The organism is Vibrio kyushuensis (assembly GCF_050337325.1).
Lineage (GTDB): Bacteria > Pseudomonadota > Gammaproteobacteria > Enterobacterales > Vibrionaceae > Vibrio > Vibrio kyushuensis.
Genome location: NZ_JAKJSV010000002.1, coordinates 1,161,781 through 1,176,938, shown reverse-complemented (window position 1 = coordinate 1,176,938; position 15,158 = coordinate 1,161,781). Strand labels below are relative to the sequence as shown.

The 15,158-nt window shown below is 40.9% G+C and carries 13 protein-coding genes; 6 read left to right on the top strand and 7 right to left on the bottom strand.

Annotation, left to right across the window (positions count from 1 at the left end; genetic code table 11):
- The first annotated feature begins 20 nt into the window (after positions 1-20).
- The 5 genes from L4D20_RS05155 (at position 21) to luxQ (ending at position 6,024) form a co-directional block, all read left to right on the top strand.
- Entirely contained in the window at positions 21-695 is a 675-nt protein-coding gene (locus L4D20_RS05155; protein ID WP_428800470.1) for a YceH family protein, read from the top strand.
- The gene (locus L4D20_RS05150; protein WP_428800469.1) at positions 695-1,015 is read left to right on the top strand and encodes a GIY-YIG nuclease family protein; all 321 of its coding nucleotides are present in this window, start codon (positions 695-697) and stop codon (positions 1,013-1,015) included. Before L4D20_RS05155 ends, L4D20_RS05150 begins: the two co-directional genes overlap by 1 nt.
- A 73-nt stretch (positions 1,016-1,088) precedes the next feature.
- On the top strand, positions 1,089-2,240 hold the full coding sequence (locus L4D20_RS05145; RefSeq protein WP_428800468.1) for a conjugal transfer protein TraF: 1,152 nt from the start codon (positions 1,089-1,091) through the stop codon (positions 2,238-2,240).
- Positions 2,241-2,365: 125 nt separating this feature from the next.
- Positions 2,366-3,469 carry a substrate-binding domain-containing protein gene (locus L4D20_RS05140; RefSeq protein WP_428800763.1) on the top strand — a complete coding sequence of 368 codons (1,104 nt, stop codon included), beginning with the start codon at positions 2,366-2,368 and terminating at the stop codon, positions 3,467-3,469.
- A complete protein-coding gene (luxQ, locus tag L4D20_RS05135; protein ID WP_428800467.1) occupies positions 3,469-6,024 on the top strand; it encodes a quorum-sensing autoinducer 2 sensor kinase/phosphatase LuxQ in 2,556 nt (851 codons plus the stop codon). Before L4D20_RS05140 ends, luxQ begins: the two co-directional genes overlap by 1 nt.
- On the opposite strand, the gene L4D20_RS05130 is transcribed toward luxQ, so the two are convergent.
- The 5 genes from L4D20_RS05130 to yccS form a co-directional block, all read right to left on the bottom strand.
- Positions 6,019-6,684: a PilZ domain-containing protein gene (locus L4D20_RS05130; RefSeq protein ID WP_428800466.1), complete on the bottom strand. Its 666-nt coding sequence runs from the start codon at positions 6,682-6,684 to the stop codon at positions 6,019-6,021. The genes luxQ and L4D20_RS05130 overlap by 6 nt on opposite strands.
- Before the next feature lie 172 nt (positions 6,685-6,856).
- Positions 6,857-8,116: a hydroxymethylglutaryl-CoA reductase gene (locus L4D20_RS05125; protein ID WP_428800465.1), complete on the bottom strand. Its 1,260-nt coding sequence runs from the start codon at positions 8,114-8,116 to the stop codon at positions 6,857-6,859.
- Between the two features lie 90 nt (positions 8,117-8,206).
- The gene (locus tag L4D20_RS05120) at positions 8,207-8,500 is read right to left on the bottom strand and encodes a hypothetical protein (RefSeq protein WP_428800464.1); all 294 of its coding nucleotides are present in this window, start codon (positions 8,498-8,500) and stop codon (positions 8,207-8,209) included.
- A gap of 118 nt (positions 8,501-8,618) precedes the next feature.
- A complete protein-coding gene (locus L4D20_RS05115) occupies positions 8,619-8,780 on the bottom strand; it encodes a hypothetical protein (RefSeq protein ID WP_428800463.1) in 162 nt (53 codons plus the stop codon).
- Positions 8,781-8,978: 198 nt separating this feature from the next.
- Positions 8,979-11,138 carry a YccS family putative transporter gene (yccS, locus tag L4D20_RS05110; RefSeq protein WP_428800462.1) on the bottom strand — a complete coding sequence of 720 codons (2,160 nt, stop codon included), beginning with the start codon at positions 11,136-11,138 and terminating at the stop codon, positions 8,979-8,981.
- Between the two features lie 206 nt (positions 11,139-11,344).
- Here yccS and helD point away from each other — a divergent pair, with 206 nt between their 5' ends.
- Complete coding sequence (helD, locus tag L4D20_RS05105; protein WP_428800461.1) at positions 11,345-13,414, top strand: DNA helicase IV; 2,070 nt, start codon at positions 11,345-11,347, stop codon at positions 13,412-13,414.
- Positions 13,415-13,588: 174 nt separating this feature from the next.
- Here helD and L4D20_RS05100 read toward each other — a convergent pair whose 3' ends face one another.
- Both L4D20_RS05100 and torT read right to left on the bottom strand, forming a co-directional pair.
- Entirely contained in the window at positions 13,589-14,044 is a 456-nt protein-coding gene (locus L4D20_RS05100; protein ID WP_428800460.1) for a methylglyoxal synthase, read from the bottom strand.
- A gap of 49 nt (positions 14,045-14,093) precedes the next feature.
- On the bottom strand, positions 14,094-15,128 hold the full coding sequence (torT, locus tag L4D20_RS05095) for a TMAO reductase system periplasmic protein TorT (protein WP_428800762.1): 1,035 nt from the start codon (positions 15,126-15,128) through the stop codon (positions 14,094-14,096).
- Positions 15,129-15,158 lie beyond the last annotated feature (30 nt).

The following is a 15,158-nucleotide window of genomic DNA, read 5'->3' as shown; positions in this document are numbered from 1 at the left end:
TAGCGAAAAGGATAATAAAAATGACGATAGAACTAAGCCCAATCGAAGCGCGAATTATTGGCTGTCTCATTGAGAAAGAAGTCACAACGCCTGATTACTACCCACTGACGCTAAATAGTTTAACGACCGCCTGTAACCAAAAAAGTAATCGCGACCCTGTGTTAGCGATAAGTGATGCAGAAGTACAAGACACGCTAGAAGCGTTAATATCTAAACGACTGGTTAATGATGAAAGTGCCTTTAATAGCAGAACTAAGAAATACATTCATCGTTTTTGTAACACAGAATTTGGTGACTTAAAGTTTACCGACCAAGAACGCGGCATAGTCTGCTGCTTGCTTCTTCGTGGTGCTCAAACACCCGGTGAGCTAAGAACGAGAACCAATCGTTTGTGCCAGTTCACGGATGTAAAAGAAGTAGAAGCCATTTTGGATGCAATGAGCCATCGTGAAGCGGGCGCTTTAGTTGTTAAGCTACCTAGGGAAGCCGGAAAACGTGAATCTCGTTATCAGCATCTATTTAGTGGTGAAGTCGATATTGAAGCGTTAGTTGCGGCAGCACCAACAATACCTGTGGCAGGTAACTCGCGTATAGATCAATTGGAAACAGAAGTTTCTGAGCTGAAGAATGAATTGGCGAGCCAGAAGCTAGAATTGGCTGAACTTAAAGAGTTAATTGATAGCTTAACAAGTTAATGACTCAAGGTAGTGAGCTAAGCTCAAATGAAAAGGAGAGTTCTAACTGGTACGTTTACTTAGTTAGAGCTCCCAATAACTCTCTTTACTGTGGTATCACTACAGATGTCGACCGCCGCTTTCAACAGCACTGTGAAGGTAAAGGAGCGAAAGCTTTAAAAGGAAAGTCCCCGTTAGCCATAGTTTGGTATGAAAAAGCGGGTATTAATCGCAGTAAAGCCTCTCAAATTGAATATCGTATTAAACGATTACCCAAATCTAAGAAAGAGTCCTTGGTTTCTGGTTTAGTCGCCTTAGAGCAAGTCATTGAAATAGCCTGAATGTAAAAACTCTGTGGAAACTGTAATCATGTATTAACCTTATTATGGGAACATAAAAAAGGTTGGTAAGGAAATGAAACAACTAATAAAACTATCAGTGGTGTTCGGCTTATCTATTGTTACAACACAGGCTCTTTCGGCGACATCGGTTGCGGATGCTCGAAGTAATGGCATGGGAAATACGGGTGTTAGTACAGCCGATTACCTTTTAGCACCATTTCATAACCCGGCACTTGTTGCTGTCCATCGTGACGGTGATAGATTTGGGGTGCTTTTTCCAGGCTTAGGAGCAAATGTTAGAGATACGGATAATACTTTAGATACGGTTGACGATCTTCAAAATACCATTAAACGATATGAAGACACAGGAAACTCTGATGCTACTATAGCAACTGAGCTTAATAATTACTTGAATCAACTTTCTGATGACAAGCCAATGGTTGGAAGTGGTGGGGCTACCGCAGCGATTGCTATTCCTTTAAACTTGCTCTCAATTAATGTGTTCTTACGCGGTTATGTGGAACTAATCGCTATAACCGATATTGCAGCTGATGCTGGCAATGGAACAGTACAAGTGACAAATCGTTACAATGCATCCGAAGTCGATTTGTTTGCCTTTGGTTATAGTGAATTTGGTGTGGCTCTTGCGAAACGGTTTAATTTTATGGGTCAAGATGTCTCTTTCGGAGTGACTCCGAAATTTCAAGATATGACGACTTACGCCCAAGAGATTAAAGTAGAGGACTTTGATATTGATGATTACGATCAAACAGAAATATCAAAGTCTGCTTTTAATATGGATTTGGGTGTGGTTTGGTTGTACCAAAATTTCCGAGCGGGTATGGCGATAAAAGATCTATTCTCACAAGAAATTGATACTTATTACGGAACTAGTAAATATAAACTTGATACTCAAGTAACGGTATCAGGTGCGTACACAATGGATTATTTTATAGCCACGATGGACTGGGATTTAACTGAACAATCTCGTTTTAGTGATGTGAATGATGATACTCAATTCTTGCGTTTTGGTGTTGAAGGGAATGCATTTGGCTGGGCACAACTTCGTGCCGGTTATCAAATGGATCTTGAAGATACGCTTGATGACTCAGTAACGGCCGGTATAGGTATTAGCCCTGGTGATCTAGTCAGTCTTGATTTTGCTGGTAATTATGCTGGTGATAATCAATATGGTCTGTCTGCTAATCTGGCGTTTACCTTCTAATTTCGTTACATAAACTTGTTAATTAAAGAATAAATGAAATAAATTACATTGGCGCTCTTACCTTTCGTGACGGGAGCGCCTATAGTAGCCGTCCAGATATGGAAACTATGTTTACAAATACCCGTATGAAGTATTTCTTAAAACTCATTATCATCTCTTTTTGTTTACCTTCAGCAGTACTTAATGCTCACTCTACGCAGGAGCTATCAGACTACTGGGGATATAATGAGTTTTTAAAAGCTCACCCTGACCAATCCGATCTAACCGACCGGTTTACACAGATTGTGCGTGATGACCCCAGACTACTAAGCATTGAGCAGAATCGACCGGTTACCATCTCAATCGTCTCTCCTGGCGATCAGATCTCCGACTATTGGGTCAGGAATATTAAGGCCTTTGAAGTAAGAATGAATAAACTGGGCATCGATTATGAATTAAATCAGGTGACTACCAGAATAAATAGCGATACTCGTCAGCAGAATCAGTCCTTGATGAGAGCGCTTAAAAATAAGTCGGATTACCTGATTTTTACCTTATACACCGCACGGCACCGAAAGTTCATAGAACATGTTCTAGGCTCAACTGATACCAAATTAATTCTACAGAACATTACCACGCCAGTAAGAGCGTGGGATGATCGCCAGCCGTTTATGTATGTCGGGTTTGATCACGCAAAGGGAGCACAAATATTGGAACATTATTTTAAGGAGAGTGTTCCAAAAGGTAGCGCTTATTCAATGCTCTACTACTCAAAAGGCTACATTAGTGACGCAAGAGGGGATACTTTCATTGCGGGTATGAATCATCAAGGGGATTATACGTTATCGTCTTCATTTTATACTAAAGCAAACAGGGAGTCGGGTTATCAAGCGGCATTACGAGCGATTGAAAATCAGAGTGATATCTCCTTTATCTATGCCTGCTCAACAGACGTTGCTTTGGGTGCATCAGAGGCACTAAGAGACCGTGATCGTAAAGATATTATCTTAAATGGCTGGGGTGGCGGAAGCGCAGAACTCGAGGCGATAGAGTCAGGAGACTTAGACGTAACCGTAATGCGAATGAATGACGATACCGGTATTGCAATGGCTGAATCGATTAAATTGGATTTAGAGGGGAGGGAGGTTCCGTTATTATATTCGGGAGAGTTCGAGCTTGTGACAACGAAAGATGTCGGTGAAAGAATTGAAGCGCTTAAGCGCTACGCCTTCAGGTATTCAGACCAATAATGATCTATCAACAGTTTTTGGCTAACAAAACAATAAACTTAGCCACATTAATAACACGAACGGTTTTCACCGTAATGGTTGTGGTGACGCTATTTGTTTTATTTCAAAACTTCCAAGCCACATCTAGAGCTGTTGATAATGAAATTGAAAGGACAAGGCTTCAAACCAACAGTTTAGTACAGGTTCTTTTTAACTTAGAGCTCACCTCATTAAGAAGTCAGCAAGATAGTTACAGCAGAAACGATACGTTAGTTCATGCATTAAAAACGGGCTATGTCGAGCTACTCGATCAGTTTTTTGCAAATGTTGATGAGTTGAATCCGCAGTTAACACCTGATTTTCGCTACATTATTTCTGACGACGAAATATTCTGGGGTGATGAAAGCTATACATTTTTTGGTATTGAAGAAAGTTCAATCATCAAGTTTAGCCAAGACCTTACTAGAAGCAATAATTGGCATTTAGTAAAAACCTCTTCGTTATTGGGTGCTAAGTTTTTGCTTATCAGGCGTACCCCGATAGTGGACTCAAGAACGGGGGAAGTACTGGCGATGTACCACATAGGCGTCGTTCTCAATCAGAACTATTCGTTAATGGATGCCTTAAAATCAGACAGTAATTCAGATAACGCACTAATGGTTATTGATGAAGATGTCATAGCATCAACCATTGGTAATATAAATTCGTCGTATAAGGAAAAGGATGTATTAACCTATTTCGATGGGTTAGCAAATTCTAGTAAATATATTGTGATTGAAACGCCACTAAAGGTAAGTGGAAGTGCAACCTCAATAGTTATTTATACTGTACAAAAAAACCTGTCTTCAGCGGAGTTTATTCAGCACTACAATTTTTTGGGCGGAGTATTATTACTATTTATGCTCATACTCGGCGGAATTACATGGTACTGGCTAAATAAGCGAGTGTCAGTTGAGCTAGATATGTTAACGCAATATACTTCAGAAGCGGTTGCCTTGCGTAATGTAAATAAGTTTTCTGGTAGCCCTATCAAAGAGTTTGATCAAATTGGACACACCCTCGAAGATGCATTTAAACGATTAACAGAGCAAGAGAAGCAGTTTGAAGATTTGTTTAACTTTTCACTGTCGCCTATTTTATTTTGGAATATTGATGGGCGAGTAAGTAAGGTTAACCCGGCTGCAGAAAAATACTTTAGTATTTACAAAGAGCAAGATGATACCTATCAACAGCTGTTGGGTAATCTTCGGCCTCAAATAAAAATGGCGGCTCAAGGTGCAACGCTAACGGGCGTTAATATTCCTATCGGAAATCAAGTCTTTCGCTGGAATCTATCTCCAGTAATATTTGATAATGAGGTTCAACAGGTTATCGCTCAAAGCCAAGATATAACAAGTTTAATTGAAGCAGAAAAACAGAGTGAATTAGCTCGTATTGAAGCGGAAGAACTTGCTAGGGTCCGAGCCGACTTCTTAGCCAAAATGAGTCATGAATTAAGAACACCATTGAATGGAATTTTAGGGGTATCACAACTGCTTCGAGACTCCTCTATTGACTCTGTGATGCTCGAAAATGTGAATGTACTTTGCAATAGTGGCGAGCACCTTCTTGCCGTTCTTAATGACATCTTAGACTTCTCGAAACTAGAGCAAGGGAAGTATTCAATACAACTATCTCAGTTTAACCCTATCGAGACATATCAGGCCGTCGACAAAATTTTCTCGCCTTTATGTCATGAGAAAGATGTCGAATTTATTATGGAAACCGACTTTACTCAAGATACTGTTATTTCAACAGACAAAGTCAGACTCACTCAAATCTTGTTTAACTTGACCAGCAATGCCGTTAAATTCACACACAGCGGCTTCGTTAAGATTTCGTTTACTCATAGTAATAGAGGCGGTGAGTCTGTATTACATATAGCAGTCTCTGATACTGGTATAGGTATTGAAGAGTCGTATATAGATCGAATCTTTGAGCCGTTTGTACAGGCTAGTGAGTCAACTGCTAGAGAATATGGTGGCAGTGGATTAGGTTTAACCATAATTAAAAACCTAGTGGAGTTACTTGGTGGAGAATACCAGATCAAGAGCGAGTTCGGCGTTGGGACTTCATTTACTGTTGATTTGCCGGTTCGATGCATAGAGTGTGGAACAGTAGAAGAACTTGCTCCTATCGTCATTTCACCGGAGACTCTTTTTGATTCACCGCTCAATGTTCTTTTAGTTGAAGACAACCATACCAACGCATTTATTGCGCGCGCTTTTTGTGAAAAATATGGAATGAATATTACTTGGGTGAAAGATGGGCAAGAGGCGATTGATAAAGTCAAACATCACTCGTTTGACCTTATTCTTATGGATAATCAACTTCCAAAGGTGGATGGGGTAGACGCGACTCGAATAATAAGACAAGAGCTTAACAGCCAAGTCCCTATTTTTGCTTGTACCGCTGATGGGCATCTGGGGACTAAAGAAGATTTTATGAGTGCGGGCGCAAACTACATAATTATAAAGCCGATTAAAGAAAATGAGCTATATCAAGCGTTTGAGTATTTAAAAGATGAGTGTTTATAGAGATGATGATTGAACTGCTAATTCCAACACTTTATTCTTAATTTCTTCACCCATTTCGATAGAGTGATTAAATCGAATGCCGATTTTATGCCCATCCTTTTGTTTCTGAATATTGGCGATGTTGTACTTAATGCTTTCTTTAATTAACTCTGTCACTTCAGATTTAACATCAATAACGCTACTTAGAGTGAGTTCGTTTTCACCAACTATGAATAGTGCGCAACCTGATATGGAAATATCAATTAAATGAGCGTGATAGGTTTTCGTTTTTTCAGTGATAGTGGCTGGAATATCGAAAGAAAAACGTTCATGTGTTCGTGCTGGCTTTGAAATAAAATGCTTAGGTAGCCTGAGGAACATAATACTAACGGGGCGAGATATTTTACTGATTATTCGACTTTTAAACGCGATGACATGCCCAAGTTTCGTATTGCAAATGCCACGAACGATAATAGTAACATTGTCAGTTTTCCGCATTAACAACGCTTCTTTTGCCTTGGTTGGTAGATCTATAATAATGTAACCATCAGCCTTATGGCCAATTATGTGAGTTGGAAAGGAAAAGCTGTCATTTGGTCCAAACTCGATTGAAGCAGAGAACTTTAGCCCAGGCACAAGTAGGGGATAAAGGTCGGCAATTGGGTTTGAATTTGGCGTCATATGAGAATATTAGTGATAATTCAATAGTTAAATTATACACCGCCTCATCGAAGGTGGAGGAAATTTGTTCAAATGTGATTCAGAATCGAGAAGAAGCTAACAGATTGTATATTTCTTATGTATCGCTATTGATAAAGAGTATAAATGCGTTAGCTTTTCGTTAGGTGCCTATCTACCGGGCGAGTTTATGGTGAGCTTTTGAAAAGTGTCCTGCGCAAAATGCACCTACAATAGATAGTTCTCCAGCTAAGCAAAGCACAGCTGCGACTTCAGCCAAAGCTTGTGATTTACCATTGCCGTGTAATCCGAGAATGTCTAAACAGGCTTTTTGACTTGGAAGGCCAGTTCCACCACCGACAGTACCAACCATAATGTTTGGCAGTGTAACGCTCGCATACAGTCCGCCATGCTTGTTTACTTCCATTCTTGTCATGCCAACAGCCGATTCACCAACACACGCTGCATCTTGTCCACAAGCGATGTATAACGCTGCCAATGCATTCGCATAATGCGCATTAATTCCAATGGTGCCACTTAATGCCCCACCGACGGTTGTCATCTGGCCAAATTGCATCATCTTTTCTGGTGTTGTATGTAAATACTTAGCAATCAACTCTTTCGATAAATGAACTTCAGCGGTGACTTTTTTACCGCGAACACTGCGAAGAGAGTGAGCATTTGGCTTTTTATCACCAGACAGATTGCCATCAAGAAAGGCATATTCAGGATCTACTGGAGTTGTCGACAGTATGTATTCAAATACTGCATTGGTGGCAATGGTTACCATGTTTTGTCCAGACGCATCGCCAGTTAAAAATTCAAACACCAGATAAACGTGATTGCCTTCAATGTTGACGTTGATGTCTGTGAGTTTTCCATGAGAAGTAGTTGCTTGAGCAATATCTTTAAATCGATCGTATTGGGTGACAATCCAACCTACAAATTCCCCCGCTTCTTTTAAGCTGTAAAACGCAAAGCCTGGCGTTCGAGTTACACCTTCGTTTAACAGCATGGCACTTGCGCCACCAGCGGCAGTGATGAGCTGAGAACCACGATTATAAGAGGCAACGAGCGCAGCTTCTGTTGTAGCGAGTGGGACTAAGTAATCATTTTTAGCGAAAAGTCCATTAACTCTCAGAGGACCTGCGATACCAACAGGGACTTTGACTGTCCCAATAAAGTGCTCGATGTTTTTTTCATATGCCGATTTTTGGCTAAGCGTTGATGGGTCAAGAATTTGTGCTTGTTCCGTCATCGTACCTAGTTTCTGCCAACGTTTGTCCAAATTTTTATCAGTCAAATATGGGCTAGGTGTCAGGCGAAGTGAGGATTTAGTAAGGTTAGGCCTAAATGTTTGCTCTAACTGAATAGAGTCGGCATCTCCACTGAGAATGGAGACGTAATCGCGTCGATGTAAATTTAATTTAGGCATAGTAAGTCGAATCTATTATTTTGATGAGATTCTACTGCGAAAGTGAATAAACTCAACGTCTGATATACGGTTAACGATAAAAAGTGGTAATTAAATATGAATATCAAGCAATGTACCAATCATATCTTGATCGCGTTGTAACATATTTGTACCGATCTTGTTGTACTGCTGAGCTTGGCTGAGTTTTATAAGAGGTTCTGTATCTGAATATGACGTCTCTTCCGGTGGGTCAAATTTCACTTTATTAAACTCGAGGTCAGTTTCAGAAGAGGGGATGGCCATCGGCGGTTGTGGCTGTAGCTGAATTTCTTGCGCAGCTTCTTCTGCCATTCTCGCTGACTGATCGATGATTTGATATCCAGACTGAATACTCGATACTGACATAGGGCACCCTCTGCTATTAAAAGCTTAAGACCCATTTGCAATTTCTGCAAGTTGTGCTAACGAATGGCATTGCTTTTATCTAGAGGATAGTGAATCGGTCAAGCGAGTAGTGAGATGATTATGCAAACAGGCTAGAAATAAGATTAAGCTCTTCGTCAGTGATTAGCTCTGCCTGAGTTGGGCTAAGATTAGTATGGATTTCACCTTGTAGGGCTTTTAATTGCTGAGGAGTGAGTAGTTGAATTTGGCTTTTCAACTGTTCAAATTGTAGTTGTGTCATGTTGGCTCCCCTAATTACGGGCTGCTTGCCACTACCTTGGCAACTCAATTCAAAATCATCCTGACTGAATTATGAAAAAGATAGAGCAAATAATAAGCGAAGCGATACTTGAATTGTCCGAATAACGTAAATGTTATGTAAGCCTATGGTGTTATTCTGGTCAACTGTTTGTTTGATAAGGAATATAATCGCAAAAAATCATGGATTTTTTCCTCTAACAGCAAGTTTTGTGGCCAAAGAGTGGAGTTCTGGCAGCATACGATAGATGAGATAAAGTTGTTGTAACACCATGCGTGCGGACTTTTCATCATCTTCACGCCATTCATTTAAGCGACGTGTTAAATCTAACTCATCAATTAATGCGGTATCACAGCTATCGCATTGGTTTAACATTTGTTGTTGAATCATATTAAGGTGCTTGTGAACCACATTGTGTGTATCAAGAATCAACTGGTGAATTGTCGTATCTTCAATACGTGTTCTATGAGCACCTAGCGCTGAGATATAACTAAGCAGCGCATGATTTAATGTTAGGAAACGAAAGCTTTCATCAATGGCGGTTTGATACTTACCAGGCTCAGCCAACATAGCACTAATAGCATGAGTCAAATTTGCATCATTATTGTGAGCGTCTCGACGAGCAACACGATAATTTAGCGTGTCTTTTTTACCTACTCTGTATTGAGCAATGATTTGTCCCAAATACAAATTATTAGACTCAACCGCATGAGCGATCACCTTGTGCAATCGTTTTGACTGCCAGTCAGGGAAAATAAACATGACAGCGGCAACGGCAAGTGTACAACCCACCAAAGTATCGGTTAAACGAGGCAGTAAGACAGCGTAACCTTCACCTAACTGATTAAAACAAAACAGAACGAGTAACGTTATAAATCCAGTGGCGAAACTGTAATTGTTCATACGGAAAGCAAAAAACATGACACCCGTTACTATGATTAAGGCCAATTGACTCTCTTGAGATGGGAAAAGCATCAACAATGGAGCACCAATTAACAACCCTGCGATTGTCCCAATAACGCGTGCAGTTAGTTTTTGTTTTGTTGCAGCATAGTTTGGCTGGCACACAAATAGTGTGGTGAGCAATATCCAGTAGCCGCGATCTAAGTCAAACAGTTGGATAATGCCGTAACCCACCGTTAGTGCAATAGAGAGCCGAACAGCATGTTTAAACAGTAGAGAGTCTTTATTGAAGTTACTTTTAATTCGAAGCCACATGGTTTTGAGTGTGTGGGCATCGGTGTCAAACAGGTCACCCTCTTCCAATGGGTTAACTTCAGGGGAGCCCACGTGATGCAATTGCTTTTCTACAGTTGTTAGATTATTAAAAAGGTAACCTAATTGAGCAAGCGAGATCCGCCATTTGGGTTGTTCACTCTGCTGGAGAAATGCCAACGAGGCTTGCAACTCATTAATTGCCGTCATTGATTCTGACGAGTGCTGATACGGCGTTCCTAAGCGAATAGATTGAGCGATTTCTCGGCAAGCTTTAGCTTGCGCTTCAAGAACATACTTAAAACGAAACATAACGTCTGAGCGTTGAAAGTCTTGCGCAAGTTCTTGGTATCGATAATGACTAGAGCTGACCCGTTCGTGAATATCTTGTGCGAGAAAGTAAATATTCATAAATTTGCTGTTGCGACTGTCGACTCGTCCACGTTTTGAACGCGTTAATAAGGAGCTCTTACATTGATTTAGTGCTGTAACGGTTATCGCGTTTAATTTTGCCTCTGCAATACGGTGGGGCTGAGGAATGAGATTCGAAACGGGGTGAAACAGATTACTTTTAGACTCAAAGTAGTTTGCCAGTTGTAAAAAAACATTGGCTAGATTTTGTTGTACGGGTTGCATTGGCCAAACAATGTGCCAAACCATCGACATAAAGTAATACCACGCCGCACCAGTAATGAGCAGCAACGGCTGGAACCAAATGTTAGTACTATTGTGTGCGCCTAGCATCGCATATATAGCAATGAGCAACGAACCAAACGCAATACTTGCATACCTAGGGCCAATGGCACCTAGCATGATGAAACCAAAAGTGGATAAAGCGAGGCCGATGGCAAAAATAGCAGGGTGGAGAAACAATAGCTCTATGGATGTTGCAGCGAAAGCAAAGCAACATAACGTTAATAGAGAAGACTTAAGGCGACCAGTGAAGGAGTTATCATTTTCTGCAAGCGCTGCTGCAATTACACCAAGAATAAGCGGTATGATGAGCGAGTTAAGTTGGTAATACCAAGCTGGTACAACAACACCAAGCAGAGTGACTAAAATCAATACGCTATAGTTGAAGGTTTTATTTGCCCAATAAAGGCGGATTTGATTGCTAAATGGCACGATAACAAGCTTACAGAAGAAAAATGTAGTGTATCAGGTTTTCATAACAAGGCGCTAACCTTATGACATCTAACTAAAAGTATTGGTCGTTCAATGAAGCTACTTATAAAATACTAGCGATAAACCCTCAAGATTTGACATTATTTTATCACATAGCTAAATGGCTGTAATATACTCATTCAACAGCAATTGTGGACCTATTTTCAATGCAGTTAACCGCTAACAAAACCGCCCAGTATTTAATTCAAACTGAGTATCATCAAGCTGAACTTCAATCAGCAGTTCTGATCTTGTCTTCGCAGTCGACGGAAGAACACATTCCTTTTCATGTTTGGAACGGTACGGTGACGCTGAAGCGTGGGTTGTTTTGGGGAAGTATTCAATTCTTTGCTCACGAAGAAGCGGGTGAGCAGCGTTCTTGGTTGGTACAGGGATTACCGTGGGAGCGTTGTCGAGAGTTCGTTCGTTTTGCTATTGCGAGCTATCAACGCTGGCATAATACTCAATGTGAACAATTGAACTGCTATTTACCTAAATGGGAGCAAACTCTTACTCATTTAACCAAGCTTCCCGCTTTTTTGACTCACTCCCAAGTAGCAACTTGGTCGAATCAAGTGTTAAATGATTTTTCAGATATAGAAATGACGCTAGAAGAAGCGGCGCAACGAATGCCTAGCCGTGTAAAGGCTTTAGAGCCTTGGCTGATTGACGCTGAAGAGTCGTTGTTATTACGAAACAAACAGTGGCTCGAAACTGAGCGTTTAAATTGGCAAGTACTGTTTAACCAACTAGAGTCGTCGCCGCTCAATTTGTCACAGCAACAGGCCGTATTAATTAATGATGATCATAACTTGATACTCGCGGGGGCAGGATCAGGGAAAACCAGTGTATTGACTGCACGAGTTGCCTATTTGCTACAAAGCCATGCGGCGCAGCCTGAAGAGTTATTACTCCTCGCCTTTGGCAAAGAAGCAGCAACTGAGATGAATGAAAGGCTCTCTCAAAAAGTTGGTTTACCTGCTGATGATGTCAAAGTGAACACATTCCACCAGCTTGGTCTACACATCATTAATAGTGTAGAAGACCAACGAGTCGAGCTATCGCCAATTGCTATCGACGATAACCTTCGTAAAGCGTGGTGTATTGATTGGTTGAAAAAGCACTGGATGACACCAACGAATTTCAAACGTTGGCAAAAACACCTTTCTAAGTGGCCAATTGCTTATCTAGCTGGGGATGATGAATTAGGCAGCCACGTTGAAAATCCGAAGTTGATCGCGTGGCTAGAGAAGCAGTTAACACAATTGTCCTCTACTGGGTTAACCAAAAAACAGATTCAAGAAAAGTTAATATCTCACCGAGAATACGCACGCCTTAATAGTGAGCTTGGCTTGGTGTGGCCTTGTTATCAAGCTTGGCAGCAGATGCTTAAAGAGCAGAAGCAAATTGATTTCAATATGATGATTCGTAGTGCCACTAAATATGTTGAAAAGAACAAATTTAAAGGTAGTTGGCGATACATCATGATTGATGAGTATCAAGACATCTCGCCGGATCGCTTAGCACTGGTTGAAGCACTGTGTAACCAAACTCGGAGTGAAAGTCCGTGCGTGTTGTTCGCTGTGGGCGATGACTGGCAATCTATTTATCAATTTGCAGGTTCTGATGTTGATTTGACGACAGGCTTTGAAGCCCGTTTCCCACACTCGACTGTGCACCATTTGGATACAACTTATCGTTTTAATAACCAGATAGGGGCGGTTGCAAATCGATTTGTTCAGCAAAATCCTACTCAGCTGAATAAAGAACTTAATAGTCATAAAGAGATTAAACAAAAGTCGGTGTATCTTGCATCAATGAGCCGAATAGAGAAAACACTTGATCAGTTAAATAACAACGCAAAAAGTAAAAAATCGGTATTACTGCTAGGGAGAAATCATTACCACAAACCTGAGCTTTTAGCGGATTGGAAAAAACAGTTCACTTCGCTCGATCTGGTGTTTATGACCTGTCATGCCAGTAAAGGTAAGGAAGCTGATTTTGTTTTCATTCTCTCTGTAGACGAAGGGCAATTTCCGGCGAAAGTGAAAGCCTTACATTTAAACAGTGCGCTAACACAATCAGACGATGATTTTCCATATGCAGAAGAGAGACGTTTATTCTATGTTGCAATGACGAGAGCGAAAGAGAAAGTGTGGATTTGTCATTCAGGAAATGGTTCTAGCTTTGTACAGGAACTTGCTGGCTCTGATTATCCAGTGGTCAAAAAGAAATAGGCCAAGGCAAAGGCTAACCGAGAAAATCTCAACACGATTTATCTGCTGCTAGAACTGAATAACGCTTCATCTCTGTTTGAGTATGAAGCGTTACTGTATAGATGCTTCGACAGCTTGATGCTCAAACAGCATGGAGGTTTGACCCACGCTGTCGCGCTTGATACATAGCTTATTTTAAGTTCTATTTGCTAGGTAAGCGGCATAGTCTGGAATCTCGATATCGATCTCTTTCTCAAGCAGTGGAGATTCAATGATGAAATTTGCCGTAGCACGGTTAGTTGCAACAGGAATATTCCACACGCTAGCGATTCGCAGTAGTGCTTTAACATCTGGGTCATGTGGAACAGCATTGAGTGGGTCCCAGAAGAAGATCATCATATCAATCTTACCTTCCGAAATAAGCGCACCTAATTGTTGATCGCCACCCATAGGGCCACTGATCAAACTCTTAATTGCTAGACCTGTCTCTTTGCTAAGCATGTGACCTGTTGTGCCTGTGGCGTACAGAAAGTGACCTTGTAGTTTTTCTTTGTTTTCTTGAACCCAGCGCAATAGTTCAGGTTTGTAGTGGTCATGAGCAACCAAAGCAACGTTCTTATGCGCTGGCATGGTGCGAGTTGTTTTTTCCATGGAGAGTTCCTTATTAATTATTATCTCTATCATTATGAAAATTCAGTTGTTAATCAATACTGCCGACTGAAAAAGTAGGCCTGTAACCAGATGGAGAAAGCGAATCTTTGATAATATCTTGTTGGGTATCAAAATTTGTAATGATTTGAATTTTTGGCTCTTGAATAGGCTCGTAGGCATGGCCCGATAAATAGTGGTAAGCCTGCAAAAGTGACAGTCGACCTTGTTTCACCATTTGATCAGTTGGTGCAAACTCAACTCGGTTACGTACAATGCCACGGTAAACACCATGACTTAAGTAGGTTGAAATCAATTTTATTGGCGTTGTTTGCTTTAAAGTTCTTACTTCGCTTATAGCTGCTTCAATCGCTACAGCACTACCAACGATGTATTCAACGTCGTATCCCTCTATGAGCTCTTGCACTAGGTTACGCTGTAACTCTTTGTCATTGTCTGCCCATGACGTTTTAATTATCTTAATGTCGCTATCATTTATTGCGTCATAAAAACCTTTAATAACAGGCTTCGTTCCGCCACTAGAGGAAGGGCCAGGGAGTAGGGCAACGTTCACCGAACCGGAGTTACTAGGGTGTTTGTTTGCAAGATACTCCCCGGTTAAAAAGCCCATCCAATACCAATCAACGCCAACAGTTCCTTTGAGTACATTTTGATTGTTTTTACTGACCGAGAGGTGGTTTACAGTGGCGAAAATGGGCGTGTTGTCGGTGATCTGTTTTAAGTCGTTATAATAGATGTTTGGGGCAACGGTCCCCAAAATTATTGCATCAGCACCCCACTCAACACATGCTTTGAGTTGCTGTTTCTGCTTTACTTGATTTGGGTAACCACCAGCTTCAAAAACTTTTAAATTAACACCAAGTTTTGTCGCTTCTTCAACCATGCCGTAATTAACCGAGAGCCAGTAAGAGTCTTTTAGGTGAGGGTATACTGCACAAATATTGTGGGCACGAGCCGGTAAGCTGCTTTCTTCGATGTTTTTAGCTTCGATACTATTAGCTTTGATATTGTTAGCTTCGATGTTATTTGCTGAGACTGAAAACGTAGCCGCCCAAATCGATAGCATAAATGGCAGCAGAAGGCACAAGCGATATTG

Coding starts and splice junctions, on each gene's coding strand:
- helD (WP_428800461.1), top strand. CDS start 11,345: ATGCAGTTAACCGCTAACAAAACCGCCCAGTATTTAATTCAAACTGAG.
- L4D20_RS05120 (WP_428800464.1), bottom strand. CDS start 8,500: ATGTCAGTATCGAGTATTCAGTCTGGATATCAAATCATCGATCAGTCA.
- L4D20_RS05140 (WP_428800763.1), top strand. CDS start 2,366: ATGAAGTATTTCTTAAAACTCATTATCATCTCTTTTTGTTTACCTTCA.
- L4D20_RS05130 (WP_428800466.1), bottom strand. CDS start 6,684: ATGACGCCAAATTCAAACCCAATTGCCGACCTTTATCCCCTACTTGTG.
- L4D20_RS05100 (WP_428800460.1), bottom strand. CDS start 14,044: ATGGAAAAAACAACTCGCACCATGCCAGCGCATAAGAACGTTGCTTTG.
- torT (WP_428800762.1), bottom strand. CDS start 15,128: ATGCTATCGATTTGGGCGGCTACGTTTTCAGTCTCAGCAAATAACATC.
- L4D20_RS05115 (WP_428800463.1), bottom strand. CDS start 8,780: ATGACACAACTACAATTTGAACAGTTGAAAAGCCAAATTCAACTACTC.
- L4D20_RS05150 (WP_428800469.1), top strand. CDS start 695: ATGACTCAAGGTAGTGAGCTAAGCTCAAATGAAAAGGAGAGTTCTAAC.
- L4D20_RS05145 (WP_428800468.1), top strand. CDS start 1,089: ATGAAACAACTAATAAAACTATCAGTGGTGTTCGGCTTATCTATTGTT.
- L4D20_RS05155 (WP_428800470.1), top strand. CDS start 21: ATGACGATAGAACTAAGCCCAATCGAAGCGCGAATTATTGGCTGTCTC.
- luxQ (WP_428800467.1), top strand. CDS start 3,469: ATGATCTATCAACAGTTTTTGGCTAACAAAACAATAAACTTAGCCACA.
- L4D20_RS05125 (WP_428800465.1), bottom strand. CDS start 8,116: ATGCCTAAATTAAATTTACATCGACGCGATTACGTCTCCATTCTCAGT.